This window comes from Pleomorphomonas sp. T1.2MG-36 (assembly GCF_950100655.1).
Lineage (GTDB): Bacteria > Pseudomonadota > Alphaproteobacteria > Rhizobiales > Pleomorphomonadaceae > Pleomorphomonas.
In genome coordinates this window covers 368238-389708 of record NZ_CATNLY010000001.1, presented here as the reverse complement: position 1 = coordinate 389708, position 21471 = coordinate 368238, and the positions used below count along the sequence as shown (strand labels likewise).

At 63.7% G+C, this 21471-nt stretch carries 27 protein-coding genes; 13 read left to right on the top strand and 14 right to left on the bottom strand.

The genetic code is table 11. The features are described 5' to 3' along the window. Positions 1-76 precede the first annotated feature (76 nt). Positions 77-517 carry an arsenate reductase (glutaredoxin) gene (gene arsC / locus QQZ18_RS01905; RefSeq protein WP_284537570.1) on the bottom strand — a complete coding sequence of 147 codons (441 nt, stop codon included), beginning with the start codon at positions 515-517 and terminating at the stop codon, positions 77-79. A 151-nt stretch (positions 518-668) separates the two neighbouring features. On the opposite strand from arsC, the gene dusA reads away from it, so the two are divergent. Next, positions 669-1655, top strand: coding sequence for a tRNA dihydrouridine(20/20a) synthase DusA (gene dusA / locus QQZ18_RS01900; protein WP_284537569.1), 987 nt, complete (start codon positions 669-671; stop codon positions 1653-1655). After that, positions 1615-2652, top strand: coding sequence for a bile acid:sodium symporter family protein (locus QQZ18_RS01895; protein WP_284537568.1), 1038 nt, complete (start codon positions 1615-1617; stop codon positions 2650-2652). Before dusA ends, QQZ18_RS01895 begins: the two co-directional genes overlap by 41 nt. Here the strand turns inward: QQZ18_RS01895 and QQZ18_RS01890 are convergent, their stop codons facing one another. The 3 genes from QQZ18_RS01890 to QQZ18_RS01880 are packed head-to-tail and all read right to left on the bottom strand — an operon-like array spanning position 2653 to position 3963. Then, positions 2653-2964 (bottom strand): hypothetical protein, encoded by a 312-nt coding sequence (locus tag QQZ18_RS01890; protein WP_284537567.1) that lies wholly within the window; start codon positions 2962-2964, stop codon positions 2653-2655. It lies immediately after the preceding gene. Between the two features lie 4 nt (positions 2965-2968). Further along, a complete protein-coding gene (locus QQZ18_RS01885) occupies positions 2969-3166 on the bottom strand; it encodes a DUF1289 domain-containing protein (protein WP_284537566.1) in 198 nt (65 codons plus the stop codon). Between the two features lie 5 nt (positions 3167-3171). Further along, positions 3172-3963 carry an adenosylcobinamide-GDP ribazoletransferase gene (locus tag QQZ18_RS01880; protein ID WP_284537565.1) on the bottom strand — a complete coding sequence of 264 codons (792 nt, stop codon included), beginning with the start codon at positions 3961-3963 and terminating at the stop codon, positions 3172-3174. A gap of 134 nt (positions 3964-4097) precedes the next feature. On the opposite strand from QQZ18_RS01880, the gene cobT reads away from it, so the two are divergent. Continuing rightward, on the top strand, positions 4098-5123 hold the full coding sequence (gene cobT, locus QQZ18_RS01875; RefSeq protein ID WP_284537564.1) for a nicotinate-nucleotide--dimethylbenzimidazole phosphoribosyltransferase: 1026 nt from the start codon (positions 4098-4100) through the stop codon (positions 5121-5123). Between the two features lie 62 nt (positions 5124-5185). On the opposite strand, the gene QQZ18_RS01870 is transcribed toward cobT, so the two are convergent. After that, positions 5186-6142, bottom strand: a complete 957-nt coding sequence (locus QQZ18_RS01870) for a polyprenyl synthetase family protein (protein ID WP_284538801.1) — start codon at positions 6140-6142, stop codon at positions 5186-5188. 238 nt (positions 6143-6380) lie between these two features. Here QQZ18_RS01870 and QQZ18_RS01865 point away from each other — a divergent pair, with 238 nt between their 5' ends. Beyond that, positions 6381-6626 carry a putative signal transducing protein gene (locus QQZ18_RS01865; RefSeq protein WP_284537563.1) on the top strand — a complete coding sequence of 82 codons (246 nt, stop codon included), beginning with the start codon at positions 6381-6383 and terminating at the stop codon, positions 6624-6626. Then, positions 6623-7396 carry a tRNA1(Val) (adenine(37)-N6)-methyltransferase gene (locus QQZ18_RS01860; protein ID WP_284537562.1) on the top strand — a complete coding sequence of 258 codons (774 nt, stop codon included), beginning with the start codon at positions 6623-6625 and terminating at the stop codon, positions 7394-7396. Before QQZ18_RS01865 ends, QQZ18_RS01860 begins: the two co-directional genes overlap by 4 nt. A gap of 1 nt (position 7397) precedes the next feature. On the opposite strand, the gene QQZ18_RS01855 is transcribed toward QQZ18_RS01860, so the two are convergent. The 3 genes from QQZ18_RS01855 to QQZ18_RS01845 all read right to left on the bottom strand — a co-directional run bounded on the left by QQZ18_RS01855 (position 7398) and on the right by QQZ18_RS01845 (position 9978). Next, on the bottom strand, positions 7398-8420 hold the full coding sequence (locus tag QQZ18_RS01855; RefSeq protein WP_284537561.1) for an endonuclease/exonuclease/phosphatase family protein: 1023 nt from the start codon (positions 8418-8420) through the stop codon (positions 7398-7400). Between the two features lie 135 nt (positions 8421-8555). Continuing rightward, positions 8556-9065 carry a methylated-DNA--[protein]-cysteine S-methyltransferase gene (locus tag QQZ18_RS01850; RefSeq protein ID WP_284537560.1) on the bottom strand — a complete coding sequence of 170 codons (510 nt, stop codon included), beginning with the start codon at positions 9063-9065 and terminating at the stop codon, positions 8556-8558. A 7-nt stretch (positions 9066-9072) separates the two neighbouring features. Next, positions 9073-9978, bottom strand: a complete 906-nt coding sequence (locus tag QQZ18_RS01845) for a DMT family transporter (RefSeq protein ID WP_284538799.1) — start codon at positions 9976-9978, stop codon at positions 9073-9075. 129 nt (positions 9979-10107) lie between these two features. Here QQZ18_RS01845 and QQZ18_RS01840 point away from each other — a divergent pair, with 129 nt between their 5' ends. After that, a complete protein-coding gene (locus tag QQZ18_RS01840) occupies positions 10108-10758 on the top strand; it encodes a bifunctional transcriptional activator/DNA repair enzyme AdaA (RefSeq protein WP_284537559.1) in 651 nt (216 codons plus the stop codon). On the opposite strand, the gene QQZ18_RS01835 is transcribed toward QQZ18_RS01840, so the two are convergent. The 4 genes from QQZ18_RS01835 to QQZ18_RS01820 form a co-directional block, all read right to left on the bottom strand. After that, the gene (locus QQZ18_RS01835) at positions 10682-11881 is read right to left on the bottom strand and encodes a hypothetical protein (RefSeq protein WP_284537558.1); all 1200 of its coding nucleotides are present in this window, start codon (positions 11879-11881) and stop codon (positions 10682-10684) included. The genes QQZ18_RS01840 and QQZ18_RS01835 overlap by 77 nt on opposite strands. Before the next feature lie 52 nt (positions 11882-11933). After that, the gene (locus QQZ18_RS01830) at positions 11934-12581 is read right to left on the bottom strand and encodes an SGNH/GDSL hydrolase family protein (RefSeq protein WP_284537557.1); all 648 of its coding nucleotides are present in this window, start codon (positions 12579-12581) and stop codon (positions 11934-11936) included. 25 nt (positions 12582-12606) lie between these two features. Continuing rightward, positions 12607-13638, bottom strand: a complete 1032-nt coding sequence (locus QQZ18_RS01825) for an acyltransferase family protein (RefSeq protein WP_284537556.1) — start codon at positions 13636-13638, stop codon at positions 12607-12609. A gap of 174 nt (positions 13639-13812) precedes the next feature. After that, entirely contained in the window at positions 13813-13974 is a 162-nt protein-coding gene (locus tag QQZ18_RS01820; protein WP_284537555.1) for a hypothetical protein, read from the bottom strand. A gap of 202 nt (positions 13975-14176) precedes the next feature. Between QQZ18_RS01820 and QQZ18_RS01815 the strand changes: the two genes are divergently transcribed. Then, entirely contained in the window at positions 14177-15031 is an 855-nt protein-coding gene (locus QQZ18_RS01815) for a S49 family peptidase (RefSeq protein ID WP_284537554.1), read from the top strand. 77 nt (positions 15032-15108) lie between these two features. Continuing rightward, positions 15109-15288 (top strand): hypothetical protein, encoded by a 180-nt coding sequence (locus QQZ18_RS01810; RefSeq protein ID WP_284537553.1) that lies wholly within the window; start codon positions 15109-15111, stop codon positions 15286-15288. 80 nt (positions 15289-15368) lie between these two features. Here QQZ18_RS01810 and QQZ18_RS01805 read toward each other — a convergent pair whose 3' ends face one another. Further along, complete coding sequence (locus QQZ18_RS01805; RefSeq protein WP_284537552.1) at positions 15369-15668, bottom strand: hypothetical protein; 300 nt, start codon at positions 15666-15668, stop codon at positions 15369-15371. A gap of 182 nt (positions 15669-15850) precedes the next feature. Between QQZ18_RS01805 and QQZ18_RS01800 the strand changes: the two genes are divergently transcribed. From QQZ18_RS01800 to QQZ18_RS01790, 3 genes are read left to right on the top strand one after another with little or no spacing between them, the layout of a single operon-like run. Beyond that, on the top strand, positions 15851-16786 hold the full coding sequence (locus tag QQZ18_RS01800; protein ID WP_284537551.1) for a glycine--tRNA ligase subunit alpha: 936 nt from the start codon (positions 15851-15853) through the stop codon (positions 16784-16786). A 20-nt stretch (positions 16787-16806) separates the two neighbouring features. Further along, positions 16807-17484: an HAD-IA family hydrolase gene (locus QQZ18_RS01795; protein ID WP_284537550.1), complete on the top strand. Its 678-nt coding sequence runs from the start codon at positions 16807-16809 to the stop codon at positions 17482-17484. Positions 17485-17488: 4 nt separating this feature from the next. Beyond that, positions 17489-18259 (top strand): ATP12 family chaperone protein, encoded by a 771-nt coding sequence (locus QQZ18_RS01790; protein ID WP_284537549.1) that lies wholly within the window; start codon positions 17489-17491, stop codon positions 18257-18259. 104 nt (positions 18260-18363) lie between these two features. Here QQZ18_RS01790 and QQZ18_RS01785 read toward each other — a convergent pair whose 3' ends face one another. Further along, entirely contained in the window at positions 18364-18912 is a 549-nt protein-coding gene (locus QQZ18_RS01785) for a GNAT family N-acetyltransferase (protein ID WP_284537548.1), read from the bottom strand. 186 nt (positions 18913-19098) lie between these two features. Between QQZ18_RS01785 and secG the strand changes: the two genes are divergently transcribed. Continuing rightward, positions 19099-19617, top strand: coding sequence for a preprotein translocase subunit SecG (secG, locus tag QQZ18_RS01780; RefSeq protein WP_284537547.1), 519 nt, complete (start codon positions 19099-19101; stop codon positions 19615-19617). 197 nt (positions 19618-19814) lie between these two features. Next, on the top strand, positions 19815-21443 hold the full coding sequence (locus tag QQZ18_RS01775; RefSeq protein WP_284537546.1) for a CTP synthase: 1629 nt from the start codon (positions 19815-19817) through the stop codon (positions 21441-21443). The last annotated feature ends 28 nt before the right edge of the window (positions 21444-21471 follow it).

The window sequence follows — 21471 nt, the reverse complement described above, 5'->3', positions numbered from 1 at the left end:
AGGGCAGGAGGATGCCTCGCCCTGGCCCATCATGCGCCAGCTGTAGCGGGCCAAAAGCGGATGGAGCGGGGACCGGCTATCCGGCCTGTCCCGCGCGCTTGCCCGAGGCGTCGATCACCAGTTCGCCGTCCTCCTTGGCAAAAGGGCCAGGCGGCAGGCGATCGAGAAGATCGATCACCAGTTCGCTCGGGCGGCAAAGCGCGGTGCCCTTGGCCGTCACCACGATCGGGCGCTCGACGAGGATCGGGTGCGCGATCATCGCCTCGATGATGTCTTCGTCGGCCACAGAAGGATCGGTCAGGCCGAGTTCGGCGGCTGGCGATTTCTTGACGCGCAGTGCGTCGCGCGGCTTGACCCCGGCGGCGGCGAACAGGGCCAGCAACTGCGGCTTGGTCCAGCCGGTCTTGAGATACTCCACGATGACAGGCGTGTAGCCTGCCGCCTCGACAATGCGGACGACATTGCGCGATGTGCCGCAGTCGGGGTTATGAAAGATGACGACGTCGGTGAAGGGCATGTCGGAGCCTCCTGAGGTTTGCCCCCTTATAGCCGCTGAGCGCCCCAACCAAAACGATTTGCCTCCCGTCGCACGCTTTTGAACTCGGCTGTCCCTCGTCTTTTTGAGACTTTTGGCTTATGGGAGCGGAAACCCGAGCCACAAGGATCCGATGACCCACTACACCGCCCCCGTTTTCGCCGTTGCACCTATGCTCGATTGGACGGACCGCAATTGCCGGCTGTTCCACCGGCAACTGAGTGGGCGCGCGTTGCTCTATACGGAGATGGTTACGACCGCGGCGATCCGCTTCGGCGATCGCGAGCGGCTGCTGGGATTCAATCCGGAGGAGCACCCGGTTGCCCTGCAGCTCGGCGGCTCCGATCCGGCCGAGTTGGCGTTTGCGGCCAAGGTGGGCGAAGAGTGGGGGTATGACGAGATCAACCTCAACGTAGGCTGCCCGTCGGATCGCGTGCAGTCGGGCCGTTTCGGCGCCTGCCTGATGCTGGAGCCGGCGCTGGTCGCCGATTGCGTCGCGGCGATGAGGTCGGCGGTCGGCGTGCCGGTCACCGTCAAGTGCCGCATTGGCGTCGACGACCAGGATCCCGAGGAAGCGCTCGACAGGATGGCCGATGCCGTCATCGGCGCCGGCGTCTCGGCGCTGTGGGTGCATGCGCGCAAAGCTTGGCTGAAGGGGCTGAGCCCCAAGGAAAACCGTGACATTCCGCCGCTCGATTACGATCGCGTGCGTCGCCTCAAGGCGCGCTATCCCGATGTGTTCATCGGCATCAACGGTGGCATCAACGACCTTGATGCGGCTGTCGATCTCCTGAAGACGCTCGACGGGGTGATGCTGGGGCGCGCCGCCTATCAGGAGCCGGCGCTGCTCGGCTCGGTCGACCGTCTCATCTATGGCGCCGCCTCCGGCGATGCCGATCCGTTCGCCGTGGTGGAGCGGATGCGTCCCCATATCGCCGCTCATCTGGCCGCCGGCGGTCGTCTCTCCGCCTTCACCCGCCACATGCTCGGCCTGTTCCACAAGGTTCCCGGCGCTCGCGCCTGGCGCCGCATCCTGACCGAGGGAGGCGTCAAGGAAGGCGCCGGTCTCGAGGTGATCGATGCGGCCCTTGACGCGCTCGCCCGCCGCAAGGCTGCCTGATACTCGAAAGTGCCTGCCCGTGTCCTTCCGCCTGCCCAAGTTCGATTACTTCCTCGTCGGCCTCGTCCTGATGGTGGCGCTGGCGCTCGTCTGGCCGACGCCCGGCATGAGCGGTGGGCCGCTGCACTTCGAGTATGTCACCACCTACGGCGTTTCGGTGGTGTTCTTCCTTTACGGATTGATGCTGTCGCCGGAGCGGATGAAGGCGGGCGTGCTGCATTGGCGGCTGCACATCTGCGTGCAGTTCGCCACCTTCGTGCTGTTCCCGGTCCTGCTTCTGGTTGCCCGGGCGCTGATGCCGGGCATGTTTTCCGACGATCTCTGGCTTGGCTTCTTCTACGTGGCCGCATTGCCGTCCACCGTGTCGTCCTCGGTGGCGATGACAAACATCGCGCGTGGCAACGTGCCGGCGGCCGTGTTCAACGCCTCGCTGTCGAGCCTCCTCGGCGTCTTCATCACGCCGCTCCTGATGAGCTGGTACATGAAGAGCAACGGCATCGACATGCCGCTGTTGCCGGTGATCTTCAAGGTGGTGATGCTAGTGCTGGTGCCCATCGTGCTCGGCCAGATCGCTCGCCGCTGGCTTGGCGGCTGGGCGCAGCGGAACGCTTTCTGGGTGAAGCTCGCGGACCGCTCCACCATTCTTGCCATCGTCTACAATTCCTTTTGCGATTCCGTCGCGGCCGGCGTGTGGAGCGCCAACGATCTCGACGTGGTGCTGGAGATCGCCGTTGCCTCGGTGGCGCTATTCGTCCTGGTCTATCTCATCATGAACGGCGTCTGCGCCCTCATGGGCTTCAGCGTTCGCGATCGCATCGCCTGCCAGTTCTGCGGCTCCAAGAAGTCGCTGGCAACCGGCGTGCCGCTCGCGCCGGTAATGTTCGGCCATAGCGCCGCCATCGGCCTGATCGTGGCGCCGATCATGGTGTTTCATTTCCTGCAGTTGGTGATCGTCAGCGTGCTTGCGGCGCGCTTTGCGAAGCGAACCGGCGATTGATCAGATCGACGTGGAGCGCGCACCTTCGTCCGGCACGAAGATCGTCGGCGGCTGATTGAACCAGCGGTAGCCGGCGGCGAGCGCCAGGAAAACGGCCAGCCAAACCGCGATGTGCCATAGTCGCGCGTTGATGCGGTGCCGCCCGAGGGCGAGCGAAGCCCCGATGAGCAGGGCGAAGATCGACAGATAGGCGGCGTTGGCGAACTCCGCCGGGGCAAGGCCGGCGATGTCGCCAGATCCGCCGAAGATCAACAGGATGCCGGTTGTCACGACGAGGATCGCAACGGCGATGTAGAGCACGGGTTGCCGCATCGTCTCAGGCCTCCGATCGGGATTCAGTGCCCTGAATGTCGGCCCGCCTGAGCCGCTCCGCAAGGCCGGCCATGATCGTTCGCCGTTCTTCGGGGCTCATCGACGTCCAGCGAGCAATCTCATCGAGCGTGCGGCCGCAGCCATGGCAGAGATTGCCACCTTCGAGAATGCGGCAGACCTTGATGCAGGGCGTTTCCACCATGGTCGTTACTTCCCGAACAGAAGGCCGATGAGAAACGCCATCTCCGCGAGCACCTGCGTTGCGCCGAGAATGTCGCCGGTTTGCCCGCCGATCTTCTCGCGCGCCAAGGCGCCGAAGGCGAGGGCGGCGAGGCCGGCAAAGGCGATGCCGAGGAGCACGGCCGGTGCGCCGACGAGAGCCGGCAACGGCGACAAGAGCAGCAGCGTGACGCCGGCGCCAATCGCCACTGAGCGGTTGTCCGGCTGGCCGAGCCTCGCCGCGAGACCATCCGGCCTGGCATTGGGCAGCGCTGCCCAGAGCGCGGTCATGGACAGGCGGCTCAAGGCGCCGCCACCCAGCACGGCGAAGACACCCGCCGCCGGATGGAAGAACAGTGCACCGTAGGCGCTCGCCCGTAAAAGCGTTGAGAGAACCAGCGCGAGGCCGGCGAAGGTGCCGATCCGGCTATCCTTCATGATGAGAAGCCGCTTCTCCGCCGTGGTGCCACCCACAAGACCGTCGGCACTGTCGGCGAGGCCGTCTTCGTGCAGCGCGCCGGTGGGGACCACCAGCGCCGCGACGACCAGAAGGCCGACGACAAGATCGGGCAAGCTCGCCGCGCTGGCGCCGAGACCGATGAGGGCTGCCGGCAGGGCGATCAGGAAACCGGCAAACGGAATCGTTGCGGCTGCCCGTGGTAACTGCGGCAGCGCGCCGGTATCGTCCTTCCGGCCGAGCTGCGGCACGGGCAGACGCGAGAAAAAGCGAAGTGAGGCGCCGAGATCGGCAAGGCGGTGGAGGAGTTCGTCACGCAGCATTCTTCGTTTGTAGGCCGCCATGCGAGTCATGTATAGCGTGACCCCGCTAAATGTTGTGTCGTTTCGCGGCGTTGCGACGATTGTGACACTAAATCCAGACCAGTCATTTCAAGTTCACTCAGAAAGACGAAGATATGATCCCCTCGATGTCCGGCCTGCCGTTCGACGATTTTCGCGAACTGATCCGTTCGATGCCGGGGCCGGACGAGGCTTCTGTCGATGCTGTCCGCGCCCGCAATGCCCAGCTGACCAAGCCGCAAGGCTCGCTCGGCCGGCTTGAAGAGCTCGCCGAGTGGCTGGCCGCCTGGCAACGGATGGAACGGCCGGCGGTACGCCATCCGATGGTGTCGATCTTCGCGGCCAGCCATGGCGTGGCGGCGAAGGGCGTGTCGGCCTTTCCGGTCGAGGTGAACTTCCAGATGGTGGCGAATTTCACGGCCGGTGGCGCCGCCATCAACCAGCTTTGCAAAAGCTATAACTACGGGCTGAAGGTGTTTGAGCTGGCGCTTGAGGTGCCGACGCCGGACATCACCGAAGAGGATGCCTTCGACGAGGCCGGCTGTGCCGCGACCATGGCCTTCGGCATGGAATCGGTAGCCGGCGGCACGGATCTGTTGATGCTTGGCGAGATGGGCATCGGCAACACCACGGTGGCAGCGGCCATCTATCATGCGCTCTACGGCGGTGAGGCCGCCGACTGGATCGGTCGCGGAACCGGCGTCGATGATGCCGGCCTGACGCGCAAGCGCGATGCGGTGGCGGCCGCCGTGGCGCGTCTCGGCAAGGGTGAGCGCGACGGTTTGGAGGTTCTGCGCCGGGTCGGCGGGCGGGAGATCGCCGCCATGGCCGGCGCCATCATCGCTGCCCGCCATCAGAACATCCCGGTGGTCGTCGACGGCTATGTCGTCACCGCCGCCGCGGCGGTGCTGCACGCGCTGGACCCGCACTCCATCGATCATGTCCAGATCGCCCACGCTTCGGTGGAAGGCGCCCATCGCGACGTCATCGCCCGTCTCGGCAAGGAAGCCATCGTCGACCTGGGGTTCCGCCTCGGCGAGGGGACGGGCGCTGCCATCGCCGGATCGATCATCCGCGCGGCGGCCGACGTGCACGGCGGCATGGCGACCTTCGCGGAAGCCGGCGTGGCCAACAAAGGCTGAGCGAACAAAACAAAAATCCGGACAACGTGTTGCCCGGATTTTCTCACCTGATTTCTTAGGGATCAGCTCACGCGGCTGACACAGAAATACACCACGTCTTCGAGGGCTGCCCGATAGGGCCCTTCTTCGAGTACGTCGAGCGCCGCGATCGCCTTGTCGCCATAGGCGCGAGCGCGCTCGACAGTGGCGGCGATGGCCTGATGTTTCGCCAGCAACTCGATGGCGTGATCGAGGTCGGCATCCTCGATCTCGCCGCGCTCGATGGTGCGCTGCCAGAACTCGCGATCGGCGTCGCCGCCACGGGCGGCGGCGATCAGGATCGGTAGCGTCACCTTGCCCTCGCGGAAGTCGTCGCCGACCTTCTTGCCGAGAGTCATCGACGAGCCGCCGTAGTCGAGCGCGTCGTCGACGAGCTGGAAGGCGAGGCCGAGCTGGGTGCCATATTCGGCGAGCCCGGAGCGCACTTTGCCACTGCTGCCGGCGATGATCGGCCCAACCTCGGTCGCTGCCGAGAACAATGCCGCCGTCTTGGCGTTGATCACTTGCAGATACTGGTCTTCGCTGGTCGAAAGGTGCTTGGCGGCAACGAGCTGCAGCACCTCGCCCTCGGCGATCACGGCGGCAGCGCGTGACAGAACGGCGAGCGCGTCGAGCGAGCCGACCTCGACCATGGTCCTGAATGCCTGACCGAGCAGATAATCGCCGACAAGGACGCTCGCCTGATTGCCCCAGACCATGCGCGCCGACGGCTTGCCGCGCCGAAGCTCGCTCTCGTCCACCACATCGTCGTGCAGCAGCGTCGCCGTGTGCATGAACTCCACGGTGGCCGCCAGCTTGACGTGGCCGTCGCCCCGGTATCCACACGCAAGCGCTGCGGCCAGCGTCAGCATGGGTCTCAGGCGCTTGCCGCCGGAATCGATAAGGTGGCGGGCGATCTCCGGGATCATCTCGGCATTGGCGGCTGCCATGTCGAGGATCATCTGGTTGACCCGCTGCATGTCGGCATCGACGAGCTGCATCAGTGGCGCGATCGACGTCTCGCGCGGTACCGCCGGAGCGTTGCTGTGCTGAGGTGCGACCGAGCTCAAACCTTCACTCCCGAAACCGTCCTTCCGGCTTGCCGCCGGTTGTACCCACAACGCTTCCCGCCACGAGTCGGTGCCCCGCGCAGGAAAGATTAATTGGGTGACCATTAGGCCGCCAAGCGGATAATGTCCAATCTTGTCGGGGAAGGCCACCGGCAATTCCGGAGGTTTCATGGAAGAATTGATCCGAACCAACGATCTGGTGATCATCTCCTTCGTCGAAGCGCTGCTGAAGGAGGCCGATATCGACTATTTCGTCGCCGATCAGGCGATGAGCGCCCTCGAAGGCATGGTCGGGGCGTTTCCTCGCCGAGTGCTGATCGATGCCGACGATGCCGATCGGGCGCGACGCCTGATCGCCGATGCCGGACTCGGTCACGAGCTGCGCCCGGCGCCGAAAGCGGGGCGCGAAGCATGAGCCTTGCCGGCGGCGTCAGCCGCGACGGTTTTCTCGACAATCAGCTCGTGGTCGATCAGCCCTTGTCCGGCGCGCACCGGGCCGGTCTCGATGCCATATTGCTCGCTGCCGCGCTATCACAGGGAACGACCGGACATGTTGTCGACCTCGGCGCCGGAGTCGGGGTCGCCGGCCTTGCCGTTGCCCGGCGGCTGCCCGAGACGACCGTCACGCTGGTGGAAATCGACCCGGACCTGGTTCGGCTTGCCGTGGGCAATGCCGCGCTGAACGCGGGTATGGCCGGTCGCGTCCGCGCCATCGTTGCCGATGTGCTGGCGCCGGCGGCCGAACGGCGAGCTGCCGGGCTGGTCGACGACATGGCCGATCATCTCGTCATGAACCCGCCGTTTCATCTCGCCGATCGTGGCCGTGCATCGCCGGCACCGTCGCGAGCGCGGGCGCATGCACTGGCGGCCGACGACATGGACGGCTGGGTGCGCACCGCCGCCGCCGTGCTGAAGCCGTCGGGAACGCTGACGGTGATTTTCCGGGCGGATGAGCTGCAGAGGCTGCTGGCCGCGATCGGCAATCGCTTTGGCTCGTTGACGCTGCTGCCGGTCCACGCGCATGAGGGAGAACCGGCCCACCGGTTGATCCTGCGCGGCCGGCCACAGGGGCGGGCACCGCTTCGCATTCTTCCAGGGCTCGTGTTGCACGCGCCTGACGGCAGCTTCCGCCCGGATATCGATGCGGTGCTGCGAGGGGCGGCCCTGCCGGTCGTCTGGTGGTAGCTCAGGGCAGCCGCAGGTCGGCGAAAACAGGAAAGTGGTCGGAGCCGATGTCCGGACCGACTTCGAAGCGCTTCACCTCGATGTCTCGCGACACCAGAATGTGGTCGACCGGCGATCCGAAGTGGACGAGCTTGGCAAAGCGCCTGGAAAAGCGGGTGGTGGCCGGCCAACCGGTGCCCGATGCGTCGATCAAGCCCGATGTCTTCAGAAACGACTGAAAGAACGGCGACCACGTGGGCGTGTTGAAATCGCCCATGGCCACGACCGGCATTCCTGGGGGCTCGGCGGCGATCGCCTTGGCAACGACCTCAAGATAGGCGTTGCGGTCGATCCATTGATCGAAGCTGCGCGGTGTCGTGGGGTGCAGCACGTAGACGACGAGGGCTGGTTTCCCGCCGGCGTCCAACTCGCCGGGCGCGGCCAGTTCCAGTCTGAGTGGGGCGCCGCCCCAGCCGAAAACCGGCAGGATGGGGACGTTCTTGACATGCTCGGCCTTGAGGATCTTCCACCCGGACCAAGCCATCACCTCCGGATGACGGCCGAGGAGGTCGGCGGGGGGAGTGTAGGGGAAGTTGGTGCGCAGGGCATCGAAGTACCTGAGCGCGTAGCCGCTCACCTCCTGCTGGCCGAGAACGTCGATGCCCGATTTTGTGCTCCAGGCAATCAGGTCGCCGTAGTCGCTTCGGTTTCCAAGAATGTTGCTCGAGGCGACGCGCAGCTCTCGCCCGCTGGTCGCCGCAGCGGCTCGTTCGATCGGCTGGACCAGCGGAAAGCCGTTGAGCAGGGTAAGGATGACCGCTGCAGCCGCCAGTATCCGGTGACGGGCAATGAGCGCGACGACGGCGGTAACGAGGCAAATGCCGAACAAGGCCGGCAGGAAGAAGGTGAGAAGGTCGCCGTAGTAGAGAGTGTCGGCATTGAGCCGAGCCAGCGTGGCTATCGCCATGGCCGTCAACACGGCGACCGTGACCGAACCCGAAAGCTTGCGCCGGGTGGGAGTCGCGCTGAACTCGAATGCCGTCATGCCAACTCCCGAAGCCTCGGCGAACCGCCATTCTGTCCATCGTCGAGGATGTCTAGGACATTCTTGTGAATGCCACCGTAAACCTGCCCGTCCCGTACAGGAAAAGCAAGGAGTGGGCCAGGCATTGACGGCCGTTCAAAAAAGGCTGCCCTGCAGTTGGTCGGGGTGGCCGCCGGTTTCGTGCGCCAGCAGCCAACGCTTGGTGTCTATGCCGCCGCCGAAACCGGTGAGGGCTCCGGACGCACCGATCACCCGGTGGCAGGGCACGACAATGGGAATGGGATTGGCGCCATTGGCGGCGCCGACGGCGCGGCTTGCCGAGGGGCGGCCAAGACGTGAGGCGAGCTCGCCATAGGAGATGGTGACGCCGAAGGGAATGCCCGCAAGCGCCTGCCAGACGGCGAGCTGGAACGGCGTGCCTGCCGGCGACAGCTCGAGATCGAAGTCACGCAGCTCGCCTGCGAAATAGGCCGCAAGCTGTGTGCGCGCTTCCACAAACTGGCCGTCGTCGCGCCGCCAGTCGTCGTGCGGCGCCACGCGTCCCTTGCCATTGGGAAAGCCGACTTTCGCCAGTCGCACGCCGTCGCCTGCTAGAAGCAGCGGTCCGATGGGGCTTTCGAGGTAGGTGTAGACGACGTCGAGCATGGGCGCCTCACGTGGCTGGAGCACGTCTGAACATGGAGAAGATTCGGCCGTCGATCGACAGGAGACCGAGCCCGATCAGCGCCATGCCCAGGACATGGTTGGCTGACAGTCGCTCGCCGAGTATCAGGCTGCCGAGCAGAATGGCCGAAACGGGGATCAGCAGCGTCACCAGCGATGAGTTGGTGGCGCCGCCGACCGAGAGGAGATGGAAGTAGATGATGTAGGCCAACGCCGTCGAAATCAGCGCCAGGGCGAGAAGCGCTCCAATGGTGACGGCGTGCGGTGCTGCGAGGTTCCACGGCGTGTCGACGAAGGCGACGAGCGGCAGCATCATCAATGCGCTGGTCGTCGTCTGTCCGAAAGCCCCGACGGCCGGCGCAATGCCCATGCGGCGGAACCGGCGCCCGAATGTACCGGCGAAACCGTAGGAGAGGGCGGCGCCGAGACAGGCGAGCAGTGCCCAGAGCGGCGGGCCGTTGCCGGCAAAGGCGCTGCCGCTCATCAGTACGACAACACCGAGGATCCCGAGCAGTACGCCGGCGATCTTTTGCGGCGTCATCTTCTCATCGGCCGTCAGCAGATGGGCAACGAGAATCGAGAAGATCGGCGTGGTGGCATTGAGAATGGAGGCGAGGCCGGAGGCGATGGCCGTCTGCCCCCAGAAGATCAGGCTGAAGGGGATGAGGTTGTTGATCAGCCCCATGGCGAAGAAGGCGCGCCACACCTCGCCGCTTACAGGGATTGCCCGGCCAGTTACTCGAAGATAGGCGTAAAGCGCCATTGCGGCGATTGCCACGCGGCCGAGCACTACGGTGAAGGGCGGCAACTCGGCGAGCGCCACCTTCGAAAAGAAGAACGACCCGCCCCAGAGGACGGAGAGGAAAACAAGAAGGCTCCAGTCAAGGAGGCTCATCTGAGGCGCTTTGGTCAAGGAAACCTCCTCGGGGTGCGTACCAAACCATGGCCGAACGGGCGATGGCCGGCTCGCCGGAATCGGACTCGGTTCGTCGACCTTGCGCAGATTGAGTGTACAGTTCTTGTCATGAGCTTCGACATCACCCTCTGCGAAACGGCCTGGACGGCCCGGGACCCTGCCTATGACGGGGCCTTTTTCGTTTGCGTACGGACGACCGGCATCTATTGCCGCTGCGTCTGCCCGGTGAAGCAACCGCTCCGCCGCAATGTCGAGTTCCTGCCCAGCGCGGCGGCGGCGGAGCTGGCAGGGTACCGCCCCTGCCTGCGCTGTCGGCCGGAGACGGCGCCTTTCTGCCCTGCCTGGAAGGGTACGCTGACCATCGTCGAGAAAGCGGCGCGACTGATCCGGGATGAGGGAGTGCTCGACGGTGATGGCAGTGTCGAGACACTGGCGGAGCGGGTTGGCGTTGGCAGTCGGCACCTGACCCGGCTCTTCCGCCGCCATCTCGGCGCCAGCCCGATCGAAGTGGCAAAGACGGCGCGTGTGCAACGTGCCAAGCGCCTCATTACAGATACCGACTTGCCGATGACCGACGTCGCGCTTCAAGCGGGATTCGGCAGTTTGCGGCGGTTCAATGCCGTGTTTCAGGAGGTTTACAAACGAGCACCGAGTGAGATGCGGCGGGGGCGAACAGCTCCAGTTACTTGCTCGCACAACTCACATACACGCTACCGAAAAGGACTGAGGCAGGATCACTTTGTTCCTGGATCGACATAGGGGCGCAAACATCCCTCATGAGGCTGATGAAGGCCTTGCGCAAATCTCCCACAGTGTCTTTTCCAATCGCCTGTGGCTCGCGAAACGAATGGATCTGCATTCCACTTTGACCCGAAACTGGTCCGCCGATGGTGGTCCTTGTCTCCCAGTCCAGGGCTACGCCCCAATCGCGCTTGTCGCCGATCAGCTCGAATCCGCTGTCCTCAGTACCGTCGGCCAGCTCGGCCCACCAAGTGCTGCCTGTTTCAAGGCTAAATCTAAACTGCAGTGTTTGCTGAAAGGCTATCCCTGACCTAACCTGGGAATTCCATTTCTTTAGAATGAGGTAGCTGACCTCACTCCCGTTTCCTTCCTCGTTACGGAAGTTGTCTAGTCGCTTTGTTGCAATGGCATTTTCAAAAATGCCGTTTTTGTCGATAGCTTTCCCAATACGAGAACCGAACTCCTTCTCAAGCGCGTGCCGCGATTCCAGTATTTGTTTCTTGGCATCGTGATTTCCAAAGCCGTCTCCTGTTTTCAGGTCCGACATGTAGCGGGGGACAGAGCTTGCTCCATCCTGTCCGGCTTCGAAACCTATGGAAGACAGTAAGAATTTCCTGTTCTCGCTACGAAATGCGAGGAGGACACACAGGTCTGGGGCGGCCGTCTTTTGATCGAGAACTGGCACAGCACACAGCGCGATCGCATCTGTCGCCTTTGTTGACGGAACAGCAGCGCGAACAACGCGATATTGCGTCTCAAAGCCGGCCCCGGAAAAATTGAGGTTCCAGTGGGTCCAAAGCCGCTCGGCCGAAGGACCGGTTTGGCCGACCGTCTGCTGAAGGCGGTCGTAGTCCTCTTCACCGTGCTCGATATACGGCGCCTCAACAAAGGCAAACAGATTGGCTCTGTGGACCGGTGCTTTGGGATAGCGAAATATGCTCTGGGCTAGTTTGAATGGTCGGAAGTCTTTCGTAACAAAAGTCGCCCAGTCGGGCCGGCAAGGCAAATCCAGCCCTTTACATGTGGCAGCAACAATCGGAGTCGCAGCGGGCTGCGGGAAATCGACTTCGTAGGCATCCATGGCACTGTGAGCCTCGGAGGCCAATAGAACCCCTGCCGCAAATATCAGTGCCCAGTACATTTCGCTGCCTCCTCGAAATCCCCTCGTTTCGCTGGCCGTTCTCTCCCGCATCCTAAACCGGATAGCCCACCGCCTTCAGGAACGCGCGGGCGATAATCATGTGACCGGTGAGTGTCGGGTGGACTCGGTCGGTGGCGATGCCCATCGGGTGGATCTCGGTCATCACATCGTCGAAGGCGGCCTGGGTGTCGGCGAAGACGGCGCCATGCTTTTCGGCGAGCCTTTTTACCACCGCGCCGTAGTCGTCGATCATCTTGCGCATGGGGTCGGCGCGGTTGAACTCGACGAAATAGGGCGCCATCAGCACGAGGCCCTTGAGACGAGGCTTGCTACGCAGGATGAGGCGTTCGAGCGTTGCTTCGTATTCGCCGATCAGCACATGGTTCTCGGTCTGGAGGCGGGCGTCGAACTGCCGCCAGACGTCGTTGATGCCGATCATGATCGAAAGCCAGTCGGGATTCAGGTCTTCGACGTCGGTCGACCAGCGCGCTTCGAGGTCGCGCACGGTATTGGCGCTGACGCCCATGTTGACGACGCGGATGCGGTGGGCAGCATGCGTCACGTTGAGGAGGGCGTTGACGAGACCGACGTAGCCGGTACCGAGCGAGTCGAACAGCGCCTCGCCGATCGGCCTGGCGCGGCTCCAGTCGGTGATCGAGTCGCCGATGAACAACAGCTTGCTGCCCTCGTGGATCTTCATTCCTCCAACCTCCCTCTGGCCGGCCTCACCACACCCGGTTGAGCCAGGTCCTGACGCGATTCTCATAGGCGTAAAACGACAGAAAGCCGATCGCCACCGACAGCAGCATACCGATCAGCGCATGGCCCGGCAGGCTATCGAACAGGTATTTTTTGTATTGGTAGAAAGGTTGTTGCCAAAGATAGATCGAAAACGAGGCTATCCCGAGCAGTCTGAGCGGCGCCAGCGACAGCGTCGATCTGACCCAGCGCGGCGCCTCGGCCAGATGATTGACGGTGAACGCGAGGAAGAAGGGAGCAACCGTCATGGTCAACATCCACGGAAACACCGAGCCGATATAGAGCGCCGATCCCAGACCAAAGGCGGCAACGGGCATCCATGGACGGACGTAGGGTGCGGTCCGATCTCTCAGGAGGGAATAGCCGGCCGATAGCAGAAGGTTGGTGGCCGCCACCTCGCTTCGCACCCAGTATTCCTTGGGCGGGGCGATGTCGGGGAAGGCGTAGTAGCTCAGGTGGATCGCGATGGTGACAAAGCCGAAGGCGATCAACGCCCAGCCTTCGCGGCCGCGCAGGAATGGGAGGAGGGTCAGCAGCGACAGGAAGATATAGGAGTGTTCCTCCACGTTCAGCGACCACAGGTGACCGATCGGGTAGGGGCTCGCGAACATATGAAAGTCGGCCGGCAGGTAGGAGCGGAGGAACAGCACCGTCGGCACCACTTCCTCGGCAGGGGCCGGCTTGCCGATCAGCGCGGCGATGCCGAAGACGATCAGCAGAAAAAGCATAAAGGCCGGAATGATGCGCGATATTCTGCGTTTGTAGAACGTGGTGAGCGGCACGCGTCGCTGGAACAGGATGCGGCTCATCAGCAAGCCGGACAGGCAGAAGAAGACATCGACGCCCATTCGGCCGCTATGCCAGCCCTGTATCGCGAAGAAATGGCCCTGCAGCACCAGACAGATCGCCAGGCCACGCCAGCCGTCCAGATAGTCGACGCGTTGCAACTCGCTGCTGCCGTGCTGCGCCGAGGAAAGTGCCACTTTATCGATGGTCATGATTGGGCTCGAAACGAACCGTCGCGCGACTGGCGGCCGGGGTGCGGCAGTCATTCAAGAAAATCGTGATTAAATGGTGGCCGTCGCTAGTGAATACCCCAGATACGACAAAGCGCCCGGCATCCCCTGGGGGACTGGGCGCTCACGTCGTACGTGACCAGCCGTTTTGGCTTGTCAGAGGCCGAAGCCCTTCAGAAAGCCACGCTTCGGTGCGCGGGCCTTGCTGCCGGCGGTCTCTTCGTAGTTGGCGATCGCTTCGGCGATCTCGCGTTCGGCGGTGCTCTGGCTGTGGCGCTTCTTGTTGGCACCCAGCATGGCGAACATCATGGCGTCCATCGTTGTTCTCCGTTTCTCTTCTCTGTCTCTCTTCTTGCAGCCTCAATATAAGTGTGATGCCCAATGGGGACAAATCGTATCTTCTGAAAGGCGCTTTCAGTTTTCCTGCAACCAACAGACGGGATCCGCCGCCGCCGTTTGAAACCGTCCTGCCTGCTTCCTACATGCGAGGGCAACGAACCTTCTGCAAAGGAAACTGCCCTTGGTCGATCTCAGGTCCTGGCTGCCGCGACGGTTTCGCGGCGATGTGCCCGTCGTGCCGCTCGTCCGCTTGTCGGGAGCCATCGGCATGCCCGCCGCGCTGGGGCGAGGATCGCTATCGCTTTCCTCCATCGACGCAACGCTCAAGAAGGCCTTTTCGGTCAGTGGGGCAAAGGCGGTGGCCCTTGCCATCAACTCGCCCGGCGGCTCGCCCGTTCAGTCTCACTTGATTTTTCGCCGTATCCGCCAGCTTGCCGCTGAAAAGAAGCTGCCGGTGATCGCCTACGTCGAGGATATCGCAGCGTCGGGCGGCTACATGCTGGCCTGTGCCGCCGACGAGATCGTTGTCGATCGGTCTTCAATCCTCGGGTCGATAGGCGTGGTCTCGGCCACCTTCGGTCTCGACAAGGCCATTGCCCGCCTCGGCATCGACCGCCGCGTCTACACCGCCGGCACGCGCAAGGTGACGCTCGATCCCTTCCAGCCGGAGAACGGCGAGGACGTCGAGCACCTCAAGACGCTGCAGCGCGACATCCATGCCTTCTTCATCGAGCTGGTGAAGGACCGGCGCGGCGCGCGCTTGGCCGAAGGCGCAGATCTGTTCTCCGGCCTCTATTGGGCTGGCGAGCGGTCGATGGCGCTCGGCCTCGCCGACCGCATCGGTACGGCTCACGACGACCTAGCCGCCCGCTACGGCGACAAGGTCGACATCCGCCTGTTCGAACCGGGCCGAAGCGGCTTCCTGCGCCGCCGTCTGTTCGGCACTGCGACCGACGAGGCCGGCAGTCTTGTCGATTTCGACAATGTTCTCGCAGCGATCGAGCGACGCAGTCTGTTCTCACGCTACGGTTTGTGAACCTTTCACAGGAATTTGCGCTTGCCAGGAAACAGAGACGGTGGTCTCATGGTTTCGTCAGCAAAGGAGACAGGCCCATGTCCCATTTGGTTGGATTTGCTCTCATCGGAGCCGGCGTCTATGTCGTCGTTCAGGTGCTGAAGCGCGAGATGACGCGTGTGGGCGAGATTCTCCGTGAAGCCAACGCCAAACCGGTACGAGTCGAGATCCGCATGGAGCGGGACCCGACAACCGGCATCTATCGCGATCGCCGCTAAGCGCTGCCGATCCTCTCGGGCGTCATCCGCCCTTGTCGTGGAAGGCCGAGGCCATTGCTTCGGCCTTTTTCATGCTGACGTCACAATGGCGGCAGGCTGCGGATCGCGCCACAATCGCGTGCTCTGATTTGCCTTGCGCCGCGTTCCGGTTTCCGTTCCGAACAGACCACCTTCCACGTCAGCCGCCCCACCGAGTTTCTCTCGTGGACCGTGCGGCAATAGCATAGCTTTCCTTCGGCCGCCGGGGTCGCGTTCTCTTGCTGCCGTCGGTCCGGCTGTATGGGCTCGATGAACTGGTGGCGTCTTTCGGCGGTGGATGCCGGCGAGGCGATGGCCAGCGTAGCGAGGGCTATTGCAAGGCGAAGAAGTCCGGCGGTCATCGTTCCATCCTTTGGCGACGCTCGAACGGGGAAGAGGGCTGCCTCTTGAACGTCGCCGGCCGCTTTTCCGGGCGGTGGTCCACGCGGTTTTTGCGGTTGACGGGGCGAGGGGGCGCACCTAATTTCGCGCCCGATCCCGCCCGGCATCCGCCGGGGTTCCAGCCGCTTTCAGGTAGCTCCCGATGACCCAGCCCGCACACGTCAACGATCCCCGCCGTTCCTTCCAGGGGCTGATCCTGACCCTGCAGCGCTTCTGGGCGGACAAGGGTTGCGTCATCCTGCAGCCATACGACATGGAAGTCGGCGCCGGTACCTTCCATCCGGCAACCACGCTGCGCTCGCTGGGGCCGAAGCCCTGGAAGGCGGCTTACGTTCAGCCGTCCCGCCGGCCCAAGGACGGTCGCTACGGCGAGAATCCCAACCGCTTCCAGCACTATTACCAGTTCCAGGTGATCCTGAAGCCGTCGCCGGAGAACCTGCAGGATCTCTATCTCGAAAGCCTCGAGGCGATCGGCATCGATCTCAAGTTGCACGATGTGCGTTTCGTCGAGGACGACTGGGAGAGCCCGACGCTCGGCGCCTGGGGCCTTGGCTGGGAGTGCTGGTGCGACGGCATGGAAGTCAGCCAGTTCACCTATTTTCAGCAGGTGGCGGGCATCGAGTGCTCGCCGGTGTCGGGTGAGCTGACCTACGGCCTCGAGCGCCTCGCCATGTATCTGCAAGGCGTCGACAACGGCTACGAGCTGAACTTCAACGGTCAGGAAGGCGCGGACAAGGTCACCTACGGCGACGTGTTCCACCAAGCCGAGGAAGAGTATTCCCGCCATAACTTCGAATATGCCGACACCGACATGCTGATGCAGCATTTCAAGGACGCCGAGGCGGAGTGCAAGGCGCTGCTCGAAAAGGGCGCGGCGGCGGGTACCAACGGTCTCCACAAGTGCGTTTTGCCGGCCTACGACCAGTGCATCAAGGCCAGTCACCGCTTCAATCTGCTCGATGCCCGTGGCGTCATCTCGGTGCAGGAGCGGCAGAGCTACATCCTGCGTGTGCGTGAGCTGGCGAAAGCCTGTGGCGAAGCCTGGCTGAAAACGGCCGGCGGCGGTGCGCTGGCGTGAGCGCGGCGGGAAGTCGGCCGATGGCGCCGAAGCTTGTCCTGTTCGATTGCGACGGCACGCTGGTGGACAGCCAACATATGATCGTGGCCACCATGACCGAGGCTTTCGCCAAGGTCGGACATGCGCCGCCCGACCGGGACGGCGTCCTCTCAATCATCGGCCTGTCGCTGCCGGAAGCGATCGGTCGCCTCGATCCCAGTCTGGATGAAGTCGCCGTCGGCCTGGTGTCGGAGGCCTATCGCGATACCTATCAGTCGATGAGGTTTCGCCTCGCCGAGACCGCGCCGCTCTACCCCGGTGCGCTCGACGCCTTGAAGGCACTGCGGAATCGGGACGACGTGCTGTTGGGTGTCGTGACCGGCAAGTCGCGGCGTGGGCTCGACGCCATCCTGGAAACGCATGGGCTTTCGACCATGTTCTCGGTCCTGCGCACGGCCGACGACGGTCCGTCGAAACCGCATCCGTTCATGGTCGTCGACGCCGTGGCGGCGCTCGGCGGCGAGGTATCGCACACCGTCGTGGTGGGCGATACCGGCTATGACATGCTGATGGCCCGGGCGGCGGGCGCCTTCGCGCTCGGGGTTACCTGGGGTTATAACGGCCGAGACGAGCTCACAGAGGCCGGCGCTCAAGTGCTTGCCGACGGCTTTGCCGAAGTGCCGACGCTGGCGATGGGACTCCTCGGCGCCAAGGAGTAGGGCGATGGCCGATCTCTTCGAAGAACTCGCCGCATCCTTCGATCCGGTGCTGGCCACCGAACGCGCGCGCGCCAACGTGCAGCGCGTTTTGCCCAAGCGATTCTACAAGGTGGTGTCGGTGGAGCCCGTCGACGGGCTCCACCGGGTGCTGCTCGACGGCAAGCCGGTGCGGACGCCGGCGCGCCATCAGCTTGCCGTGGCTTCGCTGCGGGCCGCCTGTGCCCTGGAGGCCGAATGGGCCGCGCAGGGCGAGTTCGTCGACCCGATGACCATGCCGCTGACGCGCCTCGTCAACTCGGCGATCGATGGCGTGTCGAGCGAGATCGAGGCGGTGAAGGACACGGTTGCCGCCTACGCCGGTTCCGACCTCACCTGTTACCGGGCAGGAGAGCCGCCGCGCCTCGATGAACGCCAGCGCCTCGCCTGGGAGCCGGTGCTCGATTGGATCAGGGGGCGGTTCGGCGTCCGCCCGGTGGCGACGATCGGTGTCATGGCGATCGCCCAACCGCCCGAGCTCGTCACGGCAATCCGCGCGGCTCTGCCCGATGATCCGATCTGCCTTGCCGCCATCGAGCTGATCACCACGCTGACCGGCTCCGTGTTCCTCGCTTTGGCTCTTTTCGAAAGACGTCTTCTTCCCGACGACGTCTGGCTTGCCGCCCATGTCGACGAAGACTGGAATGCCGAGCTTTGGGGTGTCGACAGCGAAGCCCGATTGCGTCGCGATTTTCGACGCGCCGACTTCGACGCGGCTGTCCTGCTTCTTCTGGACTAGAGCACTGTGCGGAAAGGTGGAAACCGGTTTCCCGCATAAGCAATGCGACAACAAGGAACTAGAACGTGTTGGCGAACCAGGGTTCGCCGAACATGCCCTATCGATCAGCGCCGGAAGTCGTCTTGCTTCAGCCGGTACAACACATGCGGCCTCAAAGGGTGGTCCTCCGGCAGGAGCGGATGCAGGAAATCATCGGCCGGATCGCGTGTCATGCCGAGGCTGGCCATGACGGCTTGTGACGGCAGGTTGGGAACCGCCGTGAACGCGACGATTTCGGCAAGGCCCAGGACATCGAAGCCGTGGGCAAGGGCGGCCCGCGCCGCCTCACCGGCATATCCCTGCCGCCAGAACGCCTTGGCCAGCCGCCAACCAACCTCGACGGCTGGCGCGAACGGGTAGGCGGGGTTCAACACCTTCTGAATGCCGACCATGCCGACGAAGGCGTCGTCCTCGCGCCGACGCACTGCTGCGAGACCGTAGCCGTGGTCCGCCCACATGCCGCGAAGGCGGTCGACGAGAGCGTTGCTTTCCTCGGTCGTCATGGTTTTCGGGAAGTAGCGCATCACCTCTGGATCGGCATTCAGCGCGGCAAACGGCGCCAGATCATGCTCCGTCCAGGGAGCCAGCAGAAGGCGCGGTGTGGCGAGGATCATGATCGACTTCCTTTTTCCTGATGGCGAGGGCTTGTGATAGGGCGTCGGCTTTCCAAAATAAACGCCATAGAAAGGTGGAAAGGCTGCCGGCCTTCGTGTACAACGCCGCGGACTCGGGCCGCATGTGCGGTCGGTGTGCCCTTTGGCGCGTCCCCCGGGATGCCCGACAAGAGTTTTTGGGGTTACATGCAAACCGTTCTTCTCGTCATCCACCTGATGGTGGTCGCAGCCCTGGTGGGCGTCGTGCTCCTGCAGCGTTCCGAAGGCGGAGCGCTCGGTATTGGTGGCGGCGGCGGCTTCATGACCAGCCGCGGTACCGCCAACGTGCTGACCCGTACCACTGCCATCCTGGCGGCGGTGTTCTTCCTGACTTCGATCGGGCTGTCGATTCTGCCGCGCTTCACCGGCTCGCAGGGCTCGATCCTCGACCGCGTGCAGACGGCTCCTTCCGCGCCGGCTGGCGACCAGCCGATCGGCAGCGGCAAGGGTGGCGTTCTCGACCAGCTCAACCAGATCAGCAAGCCCGCTGCCCAGCCGGGCAATGCGCCGGTTGCTCCGGCGGTTGAAATACCGGCCGCGCCGGCTGCCGAGGCTCCCGCCGCGCCTGCGGCAGAGGCTCCGGCCGCACCGGCGACGCAGGCTCCGGCTGCACCGGTGACTGATTCGGCCCCGTCGGCGCCGGCCAATCCCGCGCCGGCTCCTTAAGGACGAACCCCGTCCGGCATAAAGCGGATAAAGACGGTCGCGGGCTTCCGCGGCCGTTTTCGTGAGATAGAACAACGGATTGAAGCGAAATGTCGACTGGAGAGGTTACACTTTCCGGAGCGACCTTTTCGTTTTGTTTTGGATAAACCGGTCGGACCACTCCCCAACGGGTCCGCAAAGAGATAGGTTGAAGGCCCATGGCGCGGTACATTTTCATTACTGGCGGCGTGGTTTCGTCCTTGGGCAAGGGGCTCGCGGCAGCGGCTCTGGCGTCTCTCCTGCAGGCGCGTGGCTACAAGGTTCGTCTCCGTAAGCTCGATCCCTATCTGAACGTCGATCCGGGGACGATGTCTCCGTATCAGCATGGCGAAGTTTTCGTGACCGATGACGGCGCGGAGACCGACCTCGACCTCGGCCATTACGAGCGCTTCACCGGGCGCCCGGCCAACAAGCAGGACAACATCACCACCGGTCGCATCTACCAGGAGATCATCGCCCGCGAGCGGCACGGTGATTATCTCGGCGGTACGGTTCAGGTGATTCCGCACGTGACCGACGCGATCAAGGCGTTCATCCTTGACGGCAACGAGAACTACGATTTCGTGCTGTGCGAGATCGGCGGCACGGTGGGCGACATCGAGGCGATGCCCTTCCTCGAGGCGATCCGTCAGCTCGGCAACGAGCTGCCGCGCCGGCATTGCGTCTACATCCACCTGACGCTGATGCCCTACATTCCCTCGGCGGGCGAACTCAAGACCAAGCCGACGCAGCATTCGGTCAAGGAGCTGCGTTCCATCGGCATCCAGCCGGACATCCTGCTCGTCCGTTGCGACCGACCGATTCCCGAAGGCGAGCGCAAGAAGCTGTCGCTGTTCTGCAACGTCCGCCAGTCGGCGGTCATTCCCGGTCTCGACGTCGGCACCATCTACGAGGTGCCGCTCGCCTACCACAAGGAAGGCTTCGACGACGAGGTACTGGCGGCCTTCGGCATCGACGCGGCCCCGGCCCCCAAGCTCGACCGCTGGGAAGGCATCGTCAATCGCATCAAGAACCCCGAGGGTGAGGTGAACATCGCCGTCGTCGGCAAGTACACGGTGCTGAAGGATGCCTACAAGTCGCTGATCGAAGCGCTGGTTCATGGCGGCATCGCCAACAACGTGCGCGTCAAGATCGAATGGATCGAGAGCGAAGTGTTCGAGAAGGAGGATCCCACTCCCTATCTCGACCACGTGCACGGCATCCTGGTGCCGGGCGGCTTTGGCGAGCGTGGTTCGGAGGGCAAGATCCTGGCCGCTCGTTTCGCGCGCCAGCACAAGGTGCCGTATTTCGGCATCTGCTTCGGCATGCAGATGGCGGTGATCGAAGCGGCTCGTGCCCTGGCCGGCGTGACCGAGGCCTCCTCGTCGGAGTTTGGTCCCACCAGCGAGCCGGTGGTCGGCCTCATGACCGAGTGGCTGAAGGGCAACGCTCTCGAGAAGCGCAGGGCCGGCGGCGACATGGGTGGCACGTTGCGCCTCGGCTCCTACGAGGCGCATCTCGCCAAGGGCTCCAAGATCGCCGAGATCTATGGCTCCGAGATCATTCACGAGCGCCATCGCCATCGCTACGAAGTCAACATCGACTATCGTGACCGGCTTGAGGCCTGCGGCCTTTCGTTCGCGGGCATGTCGCCGGACGGCGTGCTGCCGGAGACGGTGGAGATTCCCGACCATCCCTGGTTCATCGGCGTTCAGTATCATCCGGAGCTGAAGAGCCGGCCGTTCGAGCCGCATCCGCTGTTCGCGAGCTTCATCGAGGCGGCCGTGGAGCAGAGCCGCCTGGTTTGATGCAAGGCATCGTTCGACGTGGAAGCCG

Bases quoted from the DNA above. Each gene is read 5' to 3' on its own strand.
- arsC (WP_284537570.1), bottom strand. From the start codon at position 517: ATGCCCTTCACCGACGTCGTCATCTTTCATAACCCCGACTGCGGCACA.
- dusA (WP_284537569.1), top strand. From the start codon at position 669: ATGACCCACTACACCGCCCCCGTTTTCGCCGTTGCACCTATGCTCGAT.
- QQZ18_RS01895 (WP_284537568.1), top strand. From the start codon at position 1,615: ATGCGGCCCTTGACGCGCTCGCCCGCCGCAAGGCTGCCTGATACTCGA.
- QQZ18_RS01890 (WP_284537567.1), bottom strand. From the start codon at position 2,964: ATGCGGCAACCCGTGCTCTACATCGCCGTTGCGATCCTCGTCGTGACA.
- QQZ18_RS01885 (WP_284537566.1), bottom strand. From the start codon at position 3,166: ATGGTGGAAACGCCCTGCATCAAGGTCTGCCGCATTCTCGAAGGTGGC.
- QQZ18_RS01880 (WP_284537565.1), bottom strand. From the start codon at position 3,963: ATGCTGCGTGACGAACTCCTCCACCGCCTTGCCGATCTCGGCGCCTCA.
- cobT (WP_284537564.1), top strand. From the start codon at position 4,098: ATGATCCCCTCGATGTCCGGCCTGCCGTTCGACGATTTTCGCGAACTG.
- QQZ18_RS01870 (WP_284538801.1), bottom strand. From the start codon at position 6,142: ATGCAGCTCGTCGATGCCGACATGCAGCGGGTCAACCAGATGATCCTC.
- QQZ18_RS01865 (WP_284537563.1), top strand. From the start codon at position 6,381: ATGGAAGAATTGATCCGAACCAACGATCTGGTGATCATCTCCTTCGTC.
- QQZ18_RS01860 (WP_284537562.1), top strand. From the start codon at position 6,623: ATGAGCCTTGCCGGCGGCGTCAGCCGCGACGGTTTTCTCGACAATCAG.
- QQZ18_RS01855 (WP_284537561.1), bottom strand. From the start codon at position 8,420: ATGACGGCATTCGAGTTCAGCGCGACTCCCACCCGGCGCAAGCTTTCG.
- QQZ18_RS01850 (WP_284537560.1), bottom strand. From the start codon at position 9,065: ATGCTCGACGTCGTCTACACCTACCTCGAAAGCCCCATCGGACCGCTG.
- QQZ18_RS01845 (WP_284538799.1), bottom strand. From the start codon at position 9,978: ATGAGCCTCCTTGACTGGAGCCTTCTTGTTTTCCTCTCCGTCCTCTGG.
- QQZ18_RS01840 (WP_284537559.1), top strand. From the start codon at position 10,108: ATGAGCTTCGACATCACCCTCTGCGAAACGGCCTGGACGGCCCGGGAC.
- QQZ18_RS01835 (WP_284537558.1), bottom strand. From the start codon at position 11,881: ATGTACTGGGCACTGATATTTGCGGCAGGGGTTCTATTGGCCTCCGAG.
- QQZ18_RS01830 (WP_284537557.1), bottom strand. From the start codon at position 12,581: ATGAAGATCCACGAGGGCAGCAAGCTGTTGTTCATCGGCGACTCGATC.
- QQZ18_RS01825 (WP_284537556.1), bottom strand. From the start codon at position 13,638: ATGACCATCGATAAAGTGGCACTTTCCTCGGCGCAGCACGGCAGCAGC.
- QQZ18_RS01820 (WP_284537555.1), bottom strand. From the start codon at position 13,974: ATGGACGCCATGATGTTCGCCATGCTGGGTGCCAACAAGAAGCGCCAC.
- QQZ18_RS01810 (WP_284537553.1), top strand. From the start codon at position 15,109: ATGTCCCATTTGGTTGGATTTGCTCTCATCGGAGCCGGCGTCTATGTC.
- QQZ18_RS01805 (WP_284537552.1), bottom strand. From the start codon at position 15,668: ATGACCGCCGGACTTCTTCGCCTTGCAATAGCCCTCGCTACGCTGGCC.
- QQZ18_RS01800 (WP_284537551.1), top strand. From the start codon at position 15,851: ATGACCCAGCCCGCACACGTCAACGATCCCCGCCGTTCCTTCCAGGGG.
- QQZ18_RS01795 (WP_284537550.1), top strand. From the start codon at position 16,807: ATGGCGCCGAAGCTTGTCCTGTTCGATTGCGACGGCACGCTGGTGGAC.
- QQZ18_RS01790 (WP_284537549.1), top strand. From the start codon at position 17,489: ATGGCCGATCTCTTCGAAGAACTCGCCGCATCCTTCGATCCGGTGCTG.
- QQZ18_RS01785 (WP_284537548.1), bottom strand. From the start codon at position 18,912: ATGATCCTCGCCACACCGCGCCTTCTGCTGGCTCCCTGGACGGAGCAT.
- secG (WP_284537547.1), top strand. From the start codon at position 19,099: ATGCAAACCGTTCTTCTCGTCATCCACCTGATGGTGGTCGCAGCCCTG.
- QQZ18_RS01775 (WP_284537546.1), top strand. From the start codon at position 19,815: ATGGCGCGGTACATTTTCATTACTGGCGGCGTGGTTTCGTCCTTGGGC.